Consider the following 19950-nt stretch of genomic DNA (forward strand, 5'->3'; position numbering starts at 1 on the left):
GGCACCCTCCCCTCAAGGGGGAGGGATCGGTGCGCTCCAGTACCATCGACGGGATTTCCACCATCTCGGCAGGCTGATAGACTCGGTTGTCTGCGGAGGAGACGGCGATGCCGATCAATCTCGACGAGTTGAAGAATGCCACCAACCTGCGCGGCCGCCGCCCGCGCAATGGGGCCACGTTTGTCGCGCCGGTCGACGGCAGGGCGCATGTGTCGGGCGAGCGCACCGTGCCGCTGCTGCAGCAAACGATTCCGGCGCTGCTTTTGGACACCGTCAGCAAACACGGCACGCTCGATGCCGCCGTCTTCGTCGACCAGGACAAGCGCTTCACCTGGAGCGAACTTTCAGACACGGCGGACGCGCTGGCGGCAGGCTTCCTGGCGCTTGGCCTGGCAAAGGGCGACCGCGTCGGCATCTGGTCGCCGAACCGCTGGGAATGGCTGGTGACGCAATTCGCCACCGCCCGCATCGGCCTGATCCTGGTCAACATCAACCCGGCTTACCGGCTGACCGAACTGGACTATGCGCTGAACAAAGTCGCTTGCCGAGCGCTGGTCACTGCCGTCAAATTCAAGAGCTCCGACTATCTCGGCATGATCGAGACGCTGGCGCCCGAGATCGCGACTGCGACACCGGGCGAACTCGACGCGAAAAAATTGCCGGCGCTAAAAATTGTCATCCGCATGGGCGAGGAGCATTCGCCCGGCATGCTCAATTTCACCGACGTGCTGGCGATGGCCGGGCGCGACGAGCATGACAGCCTCGACCGGATCTCCGAGGGGCTGAAGCCCGGCGATGCCATCAACATCCAGTTCACCTCAGGCACGACAGGCGCGCCCAAGGGCGCGACGCTGACCCACAACAACATCGTCAACAACGGCAATTTCGTCACCTCGGCGATCAGGCTCACCGTCAACGACCGGCTGTGCATCCCGGTGCCGCTCTATCACTGCTTCGGCATGTCGATGGGCACGATCGGCTGCGTCACCAAGGGCGCGACGATGGTTTTCCCCGGCGAGGGGTTTGATGCCGGCGCCACGCTGAAAGCGGTGGCAGCAGAGCGCTGCACCGCTCTCTACGGTGTGCCGACCATGTTCGTCGGCCTGCTCGATCATCCGGATTTTGACACCTTCGATCTCACCAGCCTGCGCACCGGCATCATGGCCGGCTCGCCGTGCCCGATCGAGGTGATGAAGAAGGTGGTGTCGCTGATGCACATGGCGGAGGTGACAATCGCCTATGGCATGACCGAGACCAGCCCGGTGTCGTTCCAGAGCAGCGTCGACGACCCGCTGGAAAAGCGCGTCTCGACCGTCGGCCGCGTCCACCCCCATGTCGAGGTCAAGGCGATCGATGCCGACGGCGCGACTGTTGCGGTCGGCGCGCCGGGCGAGCTCTGCACGCGCGGCTATTCGGTGATGAAGGGCTATTGGGACGACGAGGAAAAAACCCGCGAGGCGATCGACAGCGACGGCTGGATGCACACCGGCGACCTCGCCACCATCGACGCCGAGGGTTATTGCAACATCGTCGGCCGGGTCAAGGATATGGTCATCCGCGGCGGCGAGAACGTCTATCCACGCGAGGTCGAGGAATTTCTCTACCGCCACCCCAAGGTCAGGGAAGTGCAGGTGTTCGGCATCCCCGATCCGAAATTTGGCGAGGAGCTTTGTGCCTGGATCGTGCTCAAGCCGGGCCAGACCGCCACCGAGCCGGAGATCAAGGCCTTCTGCGCCGGCCAGATCGCCCACTACAAGATCCCGCGCCACATCCGCTTTCGCACAGAATTGCCGATGACGGTGACCGGCAAGCCGCAGAAGTTTCTCATGCGCGAGGCGATGGTTGACGAACTGGGGCTGGTGACGCCGAAGACGGCTTGAGCGGGCAACGGGCTCCCGTTCGTCCTTACGCATTTCAAGAACAGGGGCGTTGTCTCAATGTCGGGCGACAATAACCCGGTCGAACGCGGCGTCCCCGCTGAGATCTGCGACGACGGACCCTCGAGCCGCCACCAGTGACAGGCAGCGATAATGTCGTACTGCTACCCGGGAAGTGTAGGTGTGTACTCACGCCTCGTCTTTCGCGCGCCGCGCCACTCTTCAAATCGCTGCAGAATGACGAAGAAGGAAGGCACGAAGAGAATGGCGAGGCAGGTCGAGGCGATCATGCCGGAAAAGACCGTGATGCCGATCGACTTGCGCGCGCTGGCCCCGGCGCCTGTCGCCACCACCAGCGGCGCGACACCAAGGATAAACGCGAAGGAGGTCATCAGGATGGGGCGGAAGCGCGCTCTTGCTGCCTCGATCGCCGCTTCGACGATCGGTCTGCCGGCGGCGCGCAATTCGCGCGCGACCTCGACCATCAGGATGGCATTCTTGGCCGATAGCGCAATCAGCAGGATCAGGCCGATCTGCACGTAGAGATTATTGTCGATGCCGAGGGCGTTGAGAACCAGGACCGGACCCACCAGCGACAGCGGCGCGGCCAGCAAGATCGAGATCGGGGCCAGCCAGCTCTCATATTGGCCTGCCAGCACCAGATAGACCAAGAGCAGCGCCAGGCCGAACACCAGATAGATCTGGCTGCCGACGAGCTTTTCCTGGAAGGACAGCGCCGTCCAGTCGAAGCCGGTGCCGGGCGGCAATGTGTCGGCCGCGACCTCCTCCATCAGCTTGATCGCGTCGCCCGACGAGAAACCTTGCGCCTGCACACCGATGATCGATGCCGAGGGATAAAGGTTGTAGAGACTGATCAGCGACGGGCCGACGCTTGGTGTGACCGTCAGCAGCGTTCCGAGCGGAATCATGTCGCCGTTCTGGTTGCGCACGCTCAGGCGGGCGATATTCTCGGGCGTCAGGCGGAATTGCGCATCGCCCTGCACATAGATCTGGAACACCCGCCCGAACTTGTTGAACTGACTGACATAAGTCGAGCCTAGATAACCGGCGAGCGTCTGGAAGACCTGGTCCGTAGTCAGCCCCAGGGTTTGCACCTTCTCGCGGTCGATCTCGACCGTGTATTGCGGGACGTTGGCCCGGAACGGCGCCGATACGCGCTGGATACCTGACTGCGTCTGAGCAGCTCTGGTCACCGCCGCGACCGCGCCTTGCAGCTTGGCAAGGTCGAAGCTGCCGTCACGCAACTCGACCTGCATGGTGAAGCCGGCAGCGTTGCCGATGCCCTGGATCGGCGGTGGCGGCAGCACCAGTACAGTTCCGTCACCCATGTCGGACAGATTCTTGTTGAGCGTTGCGTAGAGCGAGGCAAGATCCTCGCCCTTGCCGCGCAAGCTCCAGTCCTTGAGGATGATGTAGGCAACGCCGGCGTTTGCCAGCGTCGAGTTATTGTCGAGTGCCGAGATGCCCGCGATGGTCACGACCTGATCGACGCCCGGCGTGGCCTTGGCGAGCTTCGAAACCTGTTGCAGCGTCTCCTGTGTACGGCCAAGTGCGGCGCCGTCGGGCAGTTGAACCGAAGCGAGCAGGTAGCCCTGGTCCTCGATCGGAATGAAGCCGGTGGCCACGCGCGATATGCCGTATCCCGCCGCAGCGATAATCAGCAGCGCAATGACGACCATCACCGCACTGTGACGCACCATGGAGCCGATCAGGCCGGCATAACGGTTCTCGATGCGCTGGTAGATCGTGTTGAAGCCGCGGAAGAAGACATTGCGCTGGTCTGGCGGCACCGGGCGCCTCAGCCAGGTCGCACACTGCGTTGGCTTGAGCGTTGCCGCGTTGATGGCGCTGATTATGGCAGTTGCCGCAATCACAAGTGCGAATTGCGCGTACATTTGCCCCGTGAGCCCGGGCAGGAACGCAGCCGGGAGGAACACCGCCATCAGCACCAAGGTGATGCCGACGATCGGTCCGAACAGCGCGTTCATGGCGGCAGTCGCCGCGTCGTGGCCCGACATGCCGCGCTCCATGTTGTGAGCGGCTCCCTCGACCACGACGATGGCGTCGTCGACGACGATGCCGATGGCAAGCACGATGGCGAACAGGGTCGACAGGTTGACCGAAAAGCCGAGCGCGGCCATCGCCGCAAACGCCCCGATGATCGTCACCGGAACGGTCGTTGCCGGCACCAGCATCGCCCGCCAGTCCTGCAGGAAAAGCAGGATGACGATGAGCACCAGGACGGCGGCTTCGATCAGCGTCTTGTAGACCTCGTGGATCGCCTGGCTGACGAAAATCGTGGTGTTGAAGGGGATCGAGTATGCCAGGTCTTGCGGAAACTCGCGTGACAGTTCCTTCATCCGGGCCTCGACCTTGCCGGCCACATCGAGCGCATTGGCGCCCGGCGACAGGAAAACGGCCATGCCCGCAGCCGGCTGGCCGTCGAGATTGAAGAACTGCCCATAGGTCTGGGCGCCGAGCTCGACCCGGCCGACGTCGCGCACGCGCGTCATGTCGCCATTGGCGCCGGTCTTGACGATCACGGCGCCGAACTGATCGGGATCGTCAAGGCGGCTGGACACCTCGACCGTGTATTGGAAGGACTGGCCGTCGGGCGCCGGCGGCGCGCCCATCTGGCCCGCGGTGACCTGCTCGCTCTGCTGCCCCAGCGCCTGGACGACGTCCTGCGTGGTAAGGCCGCGCGCCTGCATCTTCTCGGGATCGAGCCAGACGCGCATGGAATACTGGCCGGCGCCGAACACATTGACATTGCCGACCCCCGGTATCCGGGAGAGCTCATCCTTCAGCTGGATGGTCGCGTAATTGGCGAGATAAAGGCTGTCATACTGCCCTTCCGGCGAAGTCAGCGTGACGATTTCGAGGATCGAGGTCGACTTCTTCTGAACCGTGACGCCTTGCACTTGAACCGCTTGCGGTAGCCCCGCGAGCGCAGAGGACACACGGTTCTGCACACGCACTTGCGCCTGGTCAAGATCGGTGCCAATCGCGAACGTGACGGTCAGGTTATAGGTGCCATCCGATGCAGCATAGGACTGCATGTAGATCATGCCCTCGACGCCGTTAACCTGCTGCTCGATCGGCAACGCCACCGTGTCGATCACCGCACGCGCGCTCGCTCCCGGATAGCGCGTCGTCACCGAAACGGTAGGCGGCACCACGTCGGGATACTGCGCCACCGGCAGGGCAAACAGCGAGATGATGCCGATGACGACCATGAGGATGGCGATTGCGTTCGCCAGGACAGGCCGCTCGATGAAGAACTTGGAGATCATTGCGCCGCGCCGTCCGTGGCGGTCGCTTCCAGTTTCTTCTCTTGCGGTTCGATCTTCTGGCCGGGCACGGCCGTCAGCAGGCCGGAGACAAGGACATGGTCGTCCGCCGCGATACCCTTGGTGATCACTCGCAACGCGCCGACGAGTTGGCCGATCTCAACCGGACGCTGTTCGACGACATCATCCTTTCCGGCGACGAGCACGTAGCGACCCTTCTGGTCGCTACCGATCGCCCGGTCGGGAACGAGCAGCATGTCCGGCTCTACGCCCAACGGCACGCGCACACGCACGAAATAGCCCGGCAGCAGTTCCCGGCCTTCATTGGGGAGCACTGCGCGGACCGCTAGCGTGCCGGTGGCAGCGGTAACCTCTGGCGCGGCGTAGTCCAGCGTTCCCGCGTGGGGATAACCCGTCTCGCTCTGCAAGCCAACCTCAACCGGTATTTTCTTGAGATCCTGCGCGGTCATTCCACGCTTGGCCATGGCGGCGCGAATGCGCAGCACATCCTGTTCCGAGATGTTGAAATTGACGTAGATGGGGGCGAGCTGAACGATGGTCGCCAGCGTGGTGGCGCTGCCGGCGCCGACAAGCTGCCCCATCGATACCTGGCGGGAGGTGACGGTGCCCGCGAACGGCGCCTTGACCTCGGTGTAGCTCAGATTGAGTTGAGCCTGCTTGACGTCGACCGCGCTCTGCTTCTGCTTGGCGATGTCGACGTCTGCTGCCGCGGCGGCCTGGTCGGCGGTCGATTGCGAGATGATTTTCTGGGACAACAGCTCCTGCTGCCGCTTTAGGTCAGCACCGGACTGCTTGGCGGCGGCATCAGATGAACCCTGCCCGGCCTCGGCTTGCTCAAGCGCCAGCTGGTAGGAATCGGGCTCGATCAGGAACAGCCGGGCGCCGGCCTTGACCTCGTCGCCGTCCTTGTAATCGATTTCCTGGATGAAGCCCGAGACGCGCGCAACCAGGGGCGTCGTGTTCACCGCCGCGGCAATGCCGGTGGCCTCGAGATAAGGGGTCACGCTCTGCTTCATCGGGAGCGCCACGTCGACCTTGGGCGGAGGTGGCGGTACGTATGTGTTTTCCTCGCTACAAGCGGACAATAGTAGTGTAACGACGAGCAAGCCAGCCGCCTGCGCGATTCTACCCGATAGGAAAAGCATTTCCCCCTCTATATACTTCCCGGTGTATATCGCATTATATAAAAGTGATCTAATATACATGTTTGAGGGGAGTTTGTCATGCGGATTGCGTTGAGCGCGCTTTTCTTGGCAACTCAGATGGCAACCACCGTGGCGCTTGCGCAGACGGCGGCCGAGCGTGAGGCCTGCCAGGCAGATTACCAGAAGTTCTGCAAGGGCGTGTTGCCGGGCGGCGGCCACGTCATCAAATGCCTGGCCGATCACATGAGCGATCTGAAGCCCGAATGCCAAAAGGTCGTCAAGGCGAACACGCCTGGATAGCACCACTGTGCTTTCCGAACCGCAGGTGAACATGAGGTGCCGGACTGGAGCGCCGGTGGGCGAGGTCTGCGGGCGCCGGATCGTGGCCCTGTCGGCTGGTCAGGGGTCGCAATGTTGGTCCGCCCTGCGGACGCTCCGAACATTCCCGACGCATTTCAGGAGCGGACCTTCGCTTTCTTGTCCGGAACCCGGGCCAAAGCGGACAGCGACGTTAAGGTAAGCTGCCGCTCTGCGATCGCCCGGGCGAGACGGACGCTTCCGGGTGGAGAAAAGCGGTTGGCTACCTATTTCGGAAAGGGGGGATGGGGAAACAAGGCCGAAAGCCTGGCCTTAAAGCGAAAGGAACCCGCAAAATGGCAAAGAATACGATTTGCCTCTGGTACGATAAGGACGCCGAGGCTGCCGCCCGCTTCTACTCCGAGATCTTTCCTGACAGCGTGGTGGGTGCCGTGCACCGTGCACCCAGTGACTACCCGGCCGGCAAAGAAGGCGACGTGTTGACGGTCGAATTCACAGTTGCGGGCCTTCCTTGTATTGGCCTCAACGGGGGTCCCGAGTTCAAACACAACGAAGCCTTCTCGTTCCAGATCGCCACCGACGATCAGGAGGAGACCGACCGCTATTGGAATGCTATCGTCGGCAATGGCGGCCAGGAGAGCGTGTGCGGCTGGTGCAAAGACAAATGGGGGATTTCTTGGCAAATCATTCCGCGCGTGCTGACTGACGCGATGGCGGCTGGCGGCGACGAGGCAAAGCGCGCGTTTGATGCGATGATGACCATGGTGAAAATCGACGTAGCCGCGATCGAGGCGGCGCGGCGCGGTTGACGCTCCATCGCACCTTGCGGCCAAATTGCTGCCAGAGCGTGTCGCTCGCTACCCAAGTGCGGCCGTCCAGCCGCCAGCCTTGCGTTGCGGCGACCATCAGTCACTTACGACTAGAAACGGTCTGATTTCCCGGTTCGAGTCTCAAGCGGGACCACTATCCTGCTACTTTGCGTCGCGTATGCTGCATCTTCGGTATCCCTTCGATGATTTGGCGAGCGCGAACCGTGCCACTCAAAACCCGACTGACCGAACGTTTTGCGATCAGGCATCCCATCCTCCTCGCTCCTATGGGCGTGATGGCAGGCGGACGGCTTGCAGCAGCGGTGTCGAATGCCGGTGGGCTCGGTCTGATCGGCGGCGGCTATGGCGATGAAGCATGGTTGGACAGGGAGTTTGCCGCCGCGGGCAGCGCGCGCGTCGGATGCGGCTTTATCACATGGTCGCTGGCAACCAGGCCGCATCTGCTCGACCGCGTGCTGGAGCGGCAACCCGCGGCGCTCATGCTTTCATTCGGTTCGCCTGCACCCTTCGCCGCGCATATCAGAGAAGCGCGAGTGCCTATCATCTGCCAAGTCCAGTCGATGTGGCACGCCCGCGAGGCGCTCGACGTCGGCGCAGATGTAATTGTCGCGCAGGGCAAAGAAGCCGGCGGCCACAGCGGTCACCGCTCGACCTTCACGCTTGTTCCCGATATTGCCGATCTTCTGGCGAAACAGGCGCCGGAGACGCTTCTCGTGGCGGCGGGTGGCGTTGGCGACGGTCGAGCGCTTGCCGCGGCATTGCTGCTCGGCGCCGACGGCGTGCTTGTCGGCACGCGGTTCATTGTGACTGCAGAATCCGCTGCGCCGCGTGGATTCCAGGAGGCTATCATCGCCGCCGATGGCGATACGACGATCAAGACCACAACCGTCGACATTGCCCGCAACTATCGTTGGCCGACAGACGAATTCGTCGCGCGCGTGCTGAGGACTCGATTTGTCGCCGCCTGGCATGGCCGCGAAGGTCAGCTGGCTGAAGCGCCGACGCTGGCCATCCAGAGCAGCGACTATTGGGACGCCTTTTACGCTGGCGATGCTGAGAACACCGGCGTTTTGATGGGGGAAGTGGCCGGAGTGATCCGAAGCGTGGAGTCGGCTGGACGCGTGATCGACGACATGGTCGGACAAGCCGAGCGTCTGCTCGCGGACGGCCCGCGACGTATCGTCGATTGACTGCTCAGTTTCTCATTTACCCTACCTGATTAATTGCCCACCGCCTCAGCCATTGCGCGGATGATCTTTGTTTCGACGCATTCGTCGTGCCGCATTTCTTGCGCCGCCAGACCAGGCAGATAAGCGCGCGCCCGATGCCATCACCGCTGTCTTTCGCTTTCAGTCCGACGGCGCCAGGTCGGTGCTGGCAAGGCTAAACCGCCGGTCCTTCGAGCCCGTTTCTCTCGTGCGATTTCCACAGGAACCAGCCGAGGACAGTACCGAAGAAGAATGTGTGGGCAATGAACTGCACGACCGGGCTTGCTTGCAGGAACCAGGGGAATGTGATCGGCGCGCTCACATAGAAATCGACAAGCCACAAGGCCAGGCCAAAGACGCTTAGGCCGAGCGGACGCTACTTTCAGCTTCCAGGACTCTCCGGCGTTGTCACAGTGGATCGCTCGACGCTGCAGCCATGCAGCTTCCCCGCAACCGCCCCCAATCCGGCTGTTACCTCGCGCGAGACCTCAATTGGCTCCATAGATCGTAGCCCGCAAGGAGGACGCCGATGCCGACCGCAACACCTAGATCGAGATGCGGGACGAACCGGATTACGACGCCGAAAAACGCCAGAAAGACGACAAACGCCAAGACGGCCAGGAAGCGGCTCAAATTCATCTGTTGTCCTCTCGCCGCAGCATCCCGTCTCAGCCCCCGTAGATCAGGTTGGGCAGCCCGTACACGATCTGCGGGAAGATGTAGATGATGACCATGCACAGGATGACGATCAGCATATAGGGCATCATTCCGCGGAAAATATCCGAAAGCTGAACATGCGGCGGCGAAATGCCCTTGAGGTAATAAGCCGACATCGCCATGGGCGGCGACAGAAAGGCCGTTTGAAGGTTGACCGCGACGAGCACGCCGAAAAACAGCGGATCGATCTCGAAATGCGCCAACAGCGGCAGGAAGATCGGAACGAAGATCACGATGATCTCCGTCCATTCCAGCGGCCAGCCCAGGATGAAGATGATGATCTGGGCGACGATCAGAAACATCAGCGGCGACATGTCGAGGCCGGTGACGAAATCGCTGATCAGTTGCTGGCCTCCCAGATAGGCAAAGACCGAGGCGAACGTCGCGGAGCCGACGAACAGCCAGCACACCATCGCGGTCGTGCGCGCCGTCAAATAGACAGACTCCTTCAGGCGTTGCCACGTCAGGGCCTGGTAGGCGGCGGCCAGCACGACGCCGCCGAGCGCGCCGATGGCGGCAGCCTCGGAAGGCGTGGCGAGGCCGAAGAGAATAGCGCCGAGCACCGCGAGGATCAGGACCGCCAGAGGGACGAAGGAAGTCAGCAGCATCCAGCTGATTTGCAGGGCCGAATAGTGCCCTACCTCGTCTCGGGTCGGCTTCGGCGCCACCTGCGGCTGCAGCACCGCCTTCGCCACCACATAGATCAGATAAAGGCCGGCAAGCAGCAGTCCTGGAAGCAGGGCTGCCGCATACATACGGACCACCGAAACACCCGCCGTCGCGCCATAGACGATGAGCAGAATGGACGGCGGAATGAGGATGCCGAGGGTTCCGCCCGCGCAGATCACTCCCGAGGCATAGCTGATGTCGTAGCGCGCCTTCAGCATGGCGGGAAACGCCAGCAGGCCCATGAGTGTGACGACCGCGCCGACAATGCCTGTGGCCGTTGCGAAAAGGGTGCAGGTGATGAGGGCGGCGACGGCCATGGAGCCGGGAACGCGCCGGGTGGCGATATAGAGGGTGCCGAAAAGACGCTCGATGATATTGGACCGCTCGACGATGTAGCCCATGAACAGGAACAGCGGGATGGCGGTCAGCACGTCGTTCGAGATCACAGAATAGGTCTGATTCACAAACAGATCGAAGATGCGGTTGTTGAAGAAGCCGCCGATCCAATGCTCCGCAAGCGTCCAGCCGTCGGCGCCATCCTCAACCGCCCGTTCGTAGGCGCGCCACATCCGTCCCGGATTTAAATAAGCGTAGTAGCCAAAGGCGACCCCGAGCGCCATCAAAGTGAATGCAACCGGGAAGCCTAGGAAGATCGCCAGAACCAGAATGAGCAGCATCGCGACGGCGACCTGAGGATCGCTCATCTGTCTTCTCCGTCGCGGTCGGGTTGATTGTCGGGGTGGAGGAATGGGAGGTCGACTGCTTCCGAACCGTGATGCAGGACATCGAGCGTCTTGGCTTCCATCAGCACCTTCTCGGTCTCTTCCACGTCTTCAGCCGCGCGCGGCCATCTTCCGGTTCGCAGACAGACGACGCATCGGAACACCTGGGCAATCCCCTGCACGAAGAGCAGGATGCCTGCCGCCACGATGACGGCCTTGAACTGGAAGATCGGGATCCCGGCCGGGCTGTTCGAGCTTACTTCGAGATAGCGGAAGCTGCGTGCGGCATACTTCCAGCCGGCCAGAATCAGCGCCGTGACGCCCGGGAAGAAGAAAATGAAGTAGAGGACAAGTTCGACCGCCGCTTGCACGCGCGGCCTCCACAGACGGTAGATGAAATCGCCGCGCACATGCCCGTCTCGCGACAAGGTGTAAGCGCCGGCCATCATGAACATGGTGCCGTAGAGCATGTAGCTGAGGTCGAATGCCCACGCAGTCGGCGCGCTGAACAGGTATCGCACGACGACTTCATAGCTCACGCCGAGCGTCATGACGACGACGCTCCAGGCGAACACCTTGCCAAACCATGCCGAAAGTTCATCGGCGAACGCAATGTAACGGAGCATCTACTGGGTTCCGTCAGATACAATCCGGCGGTCCGCAAGACCGCTGGATTTGCCAAGCGGAGGCGCGAATTAGAGCTTCAGCTTGCCGGGGAAATAATGTTCGTATGCCAGTGTCAGGTCGGCTGAATTCATGAGCTCGTAGTAGACAACGCGTTCGACCCATTGGCGCTGGCTATCGAGCACCCGCTTCATGAACTCATCCGCCTCCAGCGTCGGGATGATCTTGTCCCAAGCCTGGAGTTGTGCGTCGAGAATCTCCTTGGAGGTGCGGTGCACGGTGACACCGTGCTCGGTCTGCAGTTTCTGCAGGTCGGCCGAATAGTTGTCGAGGGCGACTGCGGTGGTCGCGGTGCTGGCCGCCTCCACGCCATATTCGAGAATGGCTTTCAAATCGTCGTCGAGGTCGTCGAATACGTCCTTGTTGAACAGGAATTCGAACGACTCGCTCGCCTGATGATAGGACGACAGGATATAGTTCTTGGCGACGTCCTGCGAACCGAAGCGAAGGTCGGATGACGGATTATTGAATTCGAAGGCGTCGATAACCCCGCGCTCCATGGCGGGCACGATTTCACCGCCGGGCAGCTGCGCCACGCTGAGGCCGAGGTTCTGCATGAGATCGGCGGCAAGACCCACCGTCCGATACTTGAACCCCTGCAGTTCGGCGGGGGTCGTGACAGGATTCTTGAACCAGCCGAACGGCTGCGCCGGCATCGGGAAGCCATAGAAGCCGACCACGTTGAGGCCCATGATCTCCTGCGTCAGCTCACGGTAGAGATCCTTGCCGCCGCCCTGATGAAACCAGGCGAGCATGGTGGTGGCGCTGCCGCCAAACACAGGGCCAGTTCCGAAAAGCGACGCGGCCTTGTGCTTGCCGTACCAGTAGACGGGGACGGTATGCGCGGCGTCGATGACGCCGTCATTGACGCCATCCAGCACCTGGAACGCGCCGACGACCGCACCCGCGGGCAGGAGCTCGAACTTCAGCCGGCCGCCCGACATCTTTTCGACGCGCTCTATGTATAGCCGCGCGAAATCCATCCAGATGTCCGAAGCAGGCCAGGAGGTCTGCATCTTGATGGTCACCGGCGCCTGCGCCAGTACGGCCGGGGTCGCGAGCGTCGTCGCTGCAGCCGCACCGGCCGTGATGGCGGTGGACTTTTCCAGGAACCCGCGACGCGAGATTTTCTTGTCGGACATTTACTCCTCCCACTGTTGTAAACGCTTCTGCCACAACCAGAATATGCGAACTCGCCCCTTGCGCAACCAGTTTCGCTCCCGGTGGCATCGGGCGTTGCGCGTTAGGTCTGGCACAAGCGCCAATATGTTTCCGCATTCGACGATTTTAGTAGTCGGCGCGTATCCTTGTTCTGGCCTCATAACGAATGTAGGTCTGCTGCGCAGCGGGCCAAGGCGGTCGTAATGATCCCAAATGTTGGCTGTCCGCGGGAGGACCGTTTATGAAGGCATAGGGCCCATGCTCGCAGCTTGGAAATGAGATTGAGGTCAATCGGACTCTCTGACCAACATCCTCCACCTCAGGCCGCCAGCACCGCCTGATCCAGTCCGCGGATGATCTTGGCCAGTTCGACGCACTCGTCGTGCCGGACCTTGTTGCGTCGCCAGGCGAGGCAGATCGTGCGCTGCGGCATCGGTTCCTGGAAAGGCACGACCTTGAGATCGCGCATGGCGCTGGCCGGTCCTGCCGCCATTTCCGGAATGAGCGTGACGCCGAGCCCGTGCGCCACCATCTGCAGCAGCGTCGTCAGGCTGGTCGCGCCATAGCTCGCCATTGCCACCGGCCGCACGCTGCCGCACACGGCAAGCGCCTGTTCGCGCAGGCAGTGGCCTTCCTCCAGCAGCATCAGCCTTTCCAATGCCGGGCTTTCCGGCGGCACCGGCGGCGAGGCGAATGCGGGATCGCCGGCCGGCACGGCAAGGAAGAACCGGTCGGAGAAAAGCCCCTCGGTGATCAGCCCGGGCTGATCGAGGGGAAGGGCAGCGATGAAGGCATCGAGCTTTCCCAGGGCGGTGTCCTCGACCAGCGAGGCGGTCACCGCTTCACGCAATTGGAGCTGCAAGGCCGGGAAATGCCGCTTCAATTCCGGCAGCACATGCGGCAGCAGATAGGGGGCGACCGTCGGGATAATGCCGAGCCGGAAGCGACCCTCCATGGCGGGGCGGCCGCGCCGCGCCGTTGTCTCGATCTCGCGGATGTCGGCAAGAATGCGCTCGATACGCGGCAGCATGGCCAGTGCCTCGTCGGTCATCCGAACCGATTTGCCGCCGCGCTCGAACAGCCGGCAATTCAGCCGCAACTCCATCTCCGCGATCTGCGAGGACAGCGCCGGCTGGCTGACGCCGGCGAGCTTCGCCGCGCGGCCGAAATGCAGCGTCTGTGCCAGTGCCTCGAAATATTGCATCTGCCGGACGGTGAGACCAATCATAAGGAAAACCTATCGCAACAAACAGGAAAGGCAATTTGTTTTTATCGGCATTGGGGCCTAGTCTGGAACCATTCTAGAATGGCGTGGCTCAGGGCCCGTCCGGAAAATCAACAAATCCCCGGAAAATCAACAAATCCCGGAAACGACAAATCGGAGAGAACGATGGACGCAAAGACCGATGACACCAGCGCGGGAAAATGCCCGGTCGTGCACGCAACTATCGCCAGGGCCAACCGTGACTGGTGGCCGAACCAACTGAATGTCCAGGTACTCCACCAGCAATCCGCACTGTCCGATCCAATGGGCGAGGCGTTCGACTACGCCAAGGAATTCAAGAGTCTCGATCTGAACGCCGTGATCAAGGACCTGCATGCCCTGATGACGGACTCGCAGGAATGGTGGCCAGCCGACTTTGGCCATTACGGACCGCTGTTCATCCGCATGGCCTGGCACAGCGCCGGCACCTACCGAATCGGCGACGGCCGCGGCGGTGCCGGAGCCGGCCAGCAGCGCTTCGCGCCGCTCAACAGCTGGCCGGATAACGTCAATCTCGACAAGGCCCGCCGGCTGCTGTGGCCGATCAAGCAGAAATACGGCCGCAAGATCTCCTGGGCCGACCTGATGATTCTCACCGGCAACGTTGCCCTGGAAACGATGGGCTTCAAGACCTTCGGTTTTGCCGGCGGCCGCGCCGACGTCTGGGAACCCGAACAGGACATCTACTGGGGCCCCGAAGGCAAGTGGCTGGCCGACGAGCGCTACAGCGGCGAACGCGATCTCCAGAACCCTCTCGCCGCCGTGCAGATGGGTCTGATCTACGTCAACCCGGAAGGGCCGAACGGCAACCCGGATCCACTTGCCGCGGCGCGCGATATTCGCGAGACCTTCGCGCGCATGGCAATGAACGACGAGGAGACCGTCGCGCTCATCGCCGGCGGACACACTTTCGGCAAGACACACGGCGCCGGCGATGCGACGCTGGTTGGCCTCGAGCCGGAGGCCGCCGGCATCGAAGAGCAGGGGCTCGGCTGGGCGAGCACTTTTGGCACCGGCAAAGGCGGTGATGCGATCGGCAGCGGCCTGGAAGTGACGTGGACCACGACGCCAACGAAATGGGGCAACAACTTTTTCGACAATTTGTTCGGCTTCGAATGGGAGCTGACCAAGAGCCCGGCCGGCGCGCACCAGTGGACGCCGAAGGGCGGCGCCGGCGCCGGCACGGTGCCCGATGCGCACGACACGGCGAAGCGTCACGCGCCGTCGATGCTGACCACCGACCTCGCTCTGCGGTTCGATCCTGCCTACGAAAAGATCTCGCGGCGCTTCCATCAGAATCCGGACCAGTTCGCCGATGCCTTCGCCCGCGCGTGGTACAAACTGACCCACCGCGACATGGGCCCGATCGTGCGCTACCTCGGCCCGCTCGTTCCCAAGGAAGAGCTGCCGTGGCAGGATCCGATCCCCCCGGTCGACCATGTGCTGGTCGACGAGCTGGACGTGGCCGCCCTGAAGGCGAAGATTCTCGCCACCGGTCTTTCGGTGCCGCAGCTGGTCTCGACGGCCTGGGCGTCCGCCTCGACCTTCCGGGGCTCCGACAAGCGCGGCGGCGCCAACGGCGCGCGCATTCGCCTCGCGCCGCAGAAGGACTGGGACGTCAACCAGCCGGCTCAGCTGGCGAAGGTGCTGGAGAAGCTCGAAGCGATCCGCGAGGAGTTCAATGCTTCACAGTCCGGTGACAAGAAAGTCTCGCTTGCCGACCTGATCGTCATTGGCGGCGGCGCCGCGATCGAAAAGGCCGCGAAGAACGCCGGTAACGACGTGAAGGTCCCGTTCACGCCGGGGCGCATGGATGCCTCGCAGGAGCAGACCGACGTCGACTCCTTCGCCCCGCTCGAACCGACCGCCGACGGTTTCCGCAACTATCTGCGCGGCCCGCAGCGTTTGTCCCCCGAGGAGGCGCTGGTCGACCGGGCGCAATTGCTGACGCTGACCGCGCCGGAGATGACAGTCCTCGTCGGCGGCCTGCGCGTGCTCGGCGCAAACGCCGACCAGTCCAGCCACGGCGTCTTCACCAGTCGGCCTGAGACGCTGACCAACGACTTCTTCGTCAACCTGCTCGACATGGGCACGGTGTGGAAGTCGACATCGGACGCCAAGGAATTGTTCGAAGGACGCGACCGGGCGACAGGCGCGCTCAAGTGGAGCGGCACCCGCGTCGACCTCATCTTCGGTTCGCATTCCCAGCTGCGCGCTCTGGCGGAAGTCTATGCGACCGCGGACGCGGAGGAGAAATTTGCCAACGACTTCGTGGCGGCGTGGAACAAGGTGATGAACGCCGATCGCTTCGAACTCGCCTGATCCAGGAGCATGATCCCGAAAAGTGGAATCCGGTTTTTTCGGAAAGATCATGCTCAAACAAAAAAGCTAGAGCTCCATCCCGATTCCATCGGGATGGAGCTCTAGCGCCAAGGTCCGGAGCGAGACAACTTTCCGCCTGCGGTAAGTTTCTCAAGTCTCAGCAAGAAAGGCGCGGGCCGGGCCCGCGCCTTTCTTGATTCAGCCCTTCGGCCTTCAGTCCTTCTCGAAGATGCGCGTCTTGGCAACCACGCCGGCGATGGCGCCGCCGATCAGCGGTGCGACGATGAACAGCCAGAGCTGGCCGATCGCCGCACTTCCCGAAAACAGCGCTGGGCCAATCGAGCGGGCCGGATTGAGCGATGTGCCGGTCACCGGAATGATGGCGAAGTGCAGTCCCGCCAGCGTCAGGCCGATGACGAGGCCGGCAAAAGCCGTCGCGTGGCTGCCGCTGGTGACGCCGAGGATCACCGTGACGAAGGTGAAGGTTCCGATCAACTCCCACAGGAACGCCGAGCTGACACCCCACTTTGTCGCATCCCAGCCATTGGCGCCGAAGCCGCCGGTGTGGCCACCAACCTGTCCGGAGACGATGATCCACAGCGCCAGCGACGCGATGATGGCGCCGATGGTCTGTGCGATCCAGTACGGGATGACGTCCTTGGCCTGCATCCGGCCGGCAAGGAACACGCCGAGCGTCACCGCCGGGTTGAGATGCGCACCCGAGATCGGGCCGATCGCATAAGCCGCCGCGATCAGGCCGATGCCGAATGCCAGTCCGATGCCTTCCTGGCCGAGCGGCAGCGCGCCGCCGAAGCCGCCCGTCACCACCGAAGCCGTGCCGATGAACACCAGTAGAAATGTGCCTAGAACTTCCGCCAGATAAGTCTTCATTGCCCTCTCCTTGTAATTTCCCGTCGATCCGCTTGCAATTCTTGGCGAATCACGCTGCGGAAGACTATCGCAACTTCAAAAGTTTGAAAGCGCAAGCAGTGCGAGGGTCGCCAGCCAACGCCAACAGAGCTGTGTTCGATCTCGCATTCTCATAGGAGAGGTAAGGGTGAGGGACAGCGCAAACCTGAAACGAGTGCCCTCTGCCTCCAAGACTCTCACCGCTTGTGCGCGCCGGTCGCGCGCTTTAGAGCAGGACCCCGGAATTGATTTGCTGAGTAACGGATACCAAGATGCGACTGGGCGGACGGCTGGCAGCGGCCATCGAAGTGTTGGAGGATATCGGCCGGCGACACCGGCCGGTCGCCGATGCGCTGAAGGATTGGGGCCTGTCGCACCGCTTCGCCGGCGGCGGCGATCGCGCCGCGATCGGCAACATTGTCTACGACGCGCTGCGGCGAAAGCGCTCGGCCGGTTGGCTGTTGGGCGAAGATACGCCGCGCGCCATCGGTTTTGGCGCGCTGCTGCTTGAATGGAACCAGACGGCGCAGTCGTTGAACGAAGCGCTCGACGGTGACAAGTTTGCGCCGCCGCTGTTGAACGACGATGAACTGAAGGCCATCGCTGACCGCCAGGTCGACGATGCGCCGCCGGCGGTGCGCGCCGATATTCCGGATTGGTGCGAGCCGCTTTTCGAGCAGGCCTTCGGCGCAAGCTGGGTCGATGAAGGTGCGGCGCTGGCGACCCGCCCGCCGCTCGACCTCAGGGTCAACACGCTGAAGGCCGATTGCAACAAGGTGCTCGCCGAACTGGCCGAGACCGGCGCCAGGGCTGCACGAATTGCGCCGCACGGCATCCGTATCCCGCCGATCGCGGGCGACGGCAGGCACCCGAACGTGCAGGCCGAACCGGCTTTCCAGAAAGGCTGGTTCGAGGTTCAGGACGAAGGCTCGCAGATCGCCGCCACGCTGGCTGGCGCCGAGGCCGGGATGCAGGTTCTCGACTTTTGCGCCGGAGCCGGCGGCAAGACGCTGGCCCTGTCGGCGGCGATGGACAATCGCGGCCAGGTGTTTGCCCATGATGCCGAAAAGGCGCGGCTGGCGCCGATCTTCGACCGCATCCGCCGCTCCGAGAACCGCAACGTGCAAATCGTCACCAAGCCGGCGGAACTCAGCACCCTCTCGGCCCACATGGACATCGTCCTGGTCGATGCGCCGTGCACCGGCAGCGGCACCTGGCGGCGCCGGCCCGATTCCAAATGGCGGCTGACGCAGAAGCAGCTCGATGCGCGCAAGGGCGAGCAATCGGCGATCCTCGATGCCGCCAAGACCTTCGTCAAACCGGGTGGGCTGCTGGTCTACATCACCTGCTCGGTGTTCGACGAGGAGAATGGCGAGCAGGTCGCTGCCTTCCGGGATCGTGACAGCGACTTTGTTCCTGTCGATCACCGCCAGCTCTGGGACAGCCGCTTTCCCGGCCACGAGGCGGCCGCGCGAATTGGTGCCGCAGGCGGCATTTCGCTGTCGCCGGCGCTGAGCGGTACCGATGGGTTTTATGTCTGTGCGCTGCGCAAGGGTGGCTGAACCTTGCCGGCGGACGCTATTGCTGCAGTGCAGCAATAGCGATTGCCTGCCGCTCATGCCTCTGCAATAAGCTTTTCTGACAGGAGCGTGACAAGCCATGGCAGCAAAGATCGTACCCGCCCCAAACTATGAGGATCGCGTCAGGACGTCCTTTGCGCGCCAGAACGCCATGACCACCATCGGCGCCGAGCTGACCCTGGTGACGCCCGGCATCATCGAGATCGAGATGCCCTATTCGGCAGCGCTGACTCAGCAGCATGGCTTTCTTCATGCCGGCGTCATTTCGACGGCGCTGGACTCAGCCTGCGGCTATGCTGCGTTCTCGCTGATGCCGGAAAGCTCCAGCGTGCTAACCATCGAGTTCAAGGTCAATCTGCTGGCTCCGGGTCGGGGCGAGCGCTTCCTGTTCCGCGGCTCGGTGACGAAGCCCGGCCGCACCATCATCGTCGCCGACGGCCAGGCCTACGCCTTCGCCGTCGATGGCGAGGCCAAGCTGATCGCCACCATGACCGGAACCATGATGACGGTGGTCGGTCGCGATGGCATTGAAGGCTGATCCGATGCGCAAGGCCGTCAGAATTGCCGGTCGGGACGTCCTCTTCGTGATGGCCGCGCAGGCCGAATACGGCCCGCATCTGCAGCGGCTGTTTACGCCTGTCATGACCGGCGTCGGGCCGGTCGAGGCCGGCGTCAAGCTGGGCGCGGAACTGTCATGGCTCAAATCTGAAAAGGCGCTGCCGGATCTCGTCGTGTCGCTCGGCTCGGCGGGCAGCCGGACACTGGAACAGACGCAAATCTACCAGGCTGTTTCGGTCGCCTACCGCGACATCGACGCCTCGCCTCTGGGCTTCGAGAAGGGCGCGACGCCGTTTCTCGACCTGCCGGTAACCGTGCCGCTGCCGTTCAGGGTTCCCGGCATAAGGGAGGCGACGCTGTCGACCGGCGCGGCGATCATTTCCGGCAGCGCCTATGATGCGGTTGCCGAGGACATGGTCGACATGGAGACCTTCGCCTGCCTGCGTGCCTGCCAACTGTTCGGCGTGCCGCTCGTCGGCCTGCGCGGCATTTCCGACGGGGCTGCCGATCTCAGGCATGTCGACGACTGGAAGGAGTATCTCCATGTCATCGACGAGAAGCTGGCGGATGCGGTCACGCGGCTGGAACAGGCGATCGGGTCCGGCGCGCTGCAGTTTGGACCATCGCATGAAGGCGCGGAATCGGATTGAGGGA

The 19950-nt window shown here is 62.7% G+C and carries 16 protein-coding genes; 8 read left to right on the forward strand and 8 right to left on the reverse strand.

The features are described from left to right. The first annotated feature begins 107 nt into the window (after positions 1-107). A complete protein-coding gene (locus NMG80_RS18190; RefSeq protein WP_254019368.1) occupies positions 108-1880 on the forward strand; it encodes an AMP-binding protein in 1773 nt (590 codons plus the stop codon). A gap of 161 nt (positions 1881-2041) precedes the next feature. Here the strand turns inward: NMG80_RS18190 and NMG80_RS18195 are convergent, their stop codons facing one another. Next, positions 2042-5191 carry an efflux RND transporter permease subunit gene (locus tag NMG80_RS18195; protein ID WP_254019369.1) on the reverse strand — a complete coding sequence of 1050 codons (3150 nt, stop codon included), beginning with the start codon at positions 5189-5191 and terminating at the stop codon, positions 2042-2044. Continuing rightward, positions 5188-6354, reverse strand: a complete 1167-nt coding sequence (locus tag NMG80_RS18200) for an efflux RND transporter periplasmic adaptor subunit (protein WP_254019370.1) — start codon at positions 6352-6354, stop codon at positions 5188-5190. Before NMG80_RS18200 ends, NMG80_RS18195 begins: the two co-directional genes overlap by 4 nt. 117 nt (positions 6355-6471) lie before the next feature. Between NMG80_RS18200 and NMG80_RS18205 the strand changes: the two genes are divergently transcribed. The 3 genes from NMG80_RS18205 to NMG80_RS18215 all read left to right on the forward strand — a co-directional run bounded on the left by NMG80_RS18205 (position 6472) and on the right by NMG80_RS18215 (position 8692). Continuing rightward, the gene (locus NMG80_RS18205; RefSeq protein WP_254019371.1) at positions 6472-6654 is read left to right on the forward strand and encodes a cysteine rich repeat-containing protein; all 183 of its coding nucleotides are present in this window, start codon (positions 6472-6474) and stop codon (positions 6652-6654) included. A 353-nt stretch (positions 6655-7007) separates the two neighbouring features. Then, positions 7008-7481 carry a VOC family protein gene (locus tag NMG80_RS18210; protein WP_202364291.1) on the forward strand — a complete coding sequence of 158 codons (474 nt, stop codon included), beginning with the start codon at positions 7008-7010 and terminating at the stop codon, positions 7479-7481. 224 nt (positions 7482-7705) lie between these two features. After that, positions 7706-8692 carry an NAD(P)H-dependent flavin oxidoreductase gene (locus tag NMG80_RS18215; RefSeq protein WP_254019372.1) on the forward strand — a complete coding sequence of 329 codons (987 nt, stop codon included), beginning with the start codon at positions 7706-7708 and terminating at the stop codon, positions 8690-8692. 193 nt (positions 8693-8885) lie between these two features. On the opposite strand, the gene NMG80_RS18220 is transcribed toward NMG80_RS18215, so the two are convergent. The 5 genes from NMG80_RS18220 to NMG80_RS18240 form a co-directional block, all read right to left on the reverse strand. Beyond that, positions 8886-9032: a hypothetical protein gene (locus NMG80_RS18220; protein ID WP_254019373.1), complete on the reverse strand. Its 147-nt coding sequence runs from the start codon at positions 9030-9032 to the stop codon at positions 8886-8888. 346 nt (positions 9033-9378) lie between these two features. Further along, the gene (locus NMG80_RS18225) at positions 9379-10800 is read right to left on the reverse strand and encodes a TRAP transporter large permease (protein WP_254019374.1); all 1422 of its coding nucleotides are present in this window, start codon (positions 10798-10800) and stop codon (positions 9379-9381) included. Next, positions 10797-11444, reverse strand: coding sequence for a TRAP transporter small permease subunit (locus NMG80_RS18230; protein WP_254019375.1), 648 nt, complete (start codon positions 11442-11444; stop codon positions 10797-10799). Before NMG80_RS18230 ends, NMG80_RS18225 begins: the two co-directional genes overlap by 4 nt. A 69-nt stretch (positions 11445-11513) precedes the next feature. Then, positions 11514-12644, reverse strand: a complete 1131-nt coding sequence (locus tag NMG80_RS18235) for a TRAP transporter substrate-binding protein (protein ID WP_254019376.1) — start codon at positions 12642-12644, stop codon at positions 11514-11516. Between the two features lie 338 nt (positions 12645-12982). Next, entirely contained in the window at positions 12983-13891 is a 909-nt protein-coding gene (locus NMG80_RS18240) for a hydrogen peroxide-inducible genes activator (protein ID WP_254019377.1), read from the reverse strand. A gap of 162 nt (positions 13892-14053) precedes the next feature. On the opposite strand from NMG80_RS18240, the gene katG reads away from it, so the two are divergent. After that, positions 14054-16249 carry a catalase/peroxidase HPI gene (katG, locus tag NMG80_RS18245; protein WP_254019378.1) on the forward strand — a complete coding sequence of 732 codons (2196 nt, stop codon included), beginning with the start codon at positions 14054-14056 and terminating at the stop codon, positions 16247-16249. Between the two features lie 213 nt (positions 16250-16462). Here katG and NMG80_RS18250 read toward each other — a convergent pair whose 3' ends face one another. Next, the gene (locus tag NMG80_RS18250) at positions 16463-17140 is read right to left on the reverse strand and encodes an MIP/aquaporin family protein (RefSeq protein WP_254019379.1); all 678 of its coding nucleotides are present in this window, start codon (positions 17138-17140) and stop codon (positions 16463-16465) included. 290 nt (positions 17141-17430) lie between these two features. On the opposite strand from NMG80_RS18250, the gene NMG80_RS18255 reads away from it, so the two are divergent. The 3 genes from NMG80_RS18255 (at position 17431) to NMG80_RS18265 (ending at position 19946) form a co-directional block, all read left to right on the forward strand. Next, entirely contained in the window at positions 17431-18720 is a 1290-nt protein-coding gene (locus NMG80_RS18255) for an RsmB/NOP family class I SAM-dependent RNA methyltransferase (RefSeq protein WP_254019380.1), read from the forward strand. A gap of 97 nt (positions 18721-18817) precedes the next feature. After that, positions 18818-19276, forward strand: coding sequence for a PaaI family thioesterase (locus NMG80_RS18260; RefSeq protein ID WP_254019381.1), 459 nt, complete (start codon positions 18818-18820; stop codon positions 19274-19276). Positions 19277-19280: 4 nt separating this feature from the next. Beyond that, a complete protein-coding gene (locus NMG80_RS18265; protein ID WP_254019438.1) occupies positions 19281-19946 on the forward strand; it encodes a 5'-methylthioadenosine/S-adenosylhomocysteine nucleosidase in 666 nt (221 codons plus the stop codon). Positions 19947-19950 lie beyond the last annotated feature (4 nt).

It is taken from the genome of Mesorhizobium escarrei (genome assembly GCF_935825525.1).
In the GTDB taxonomy this organism is placed as follows: Bacteria; Pseudomonadota; Alphaproteobacteria; order Rhizobiales; family Rhizobiaceae; genus Mesorhizobium; species Mesorhizobium escarrei.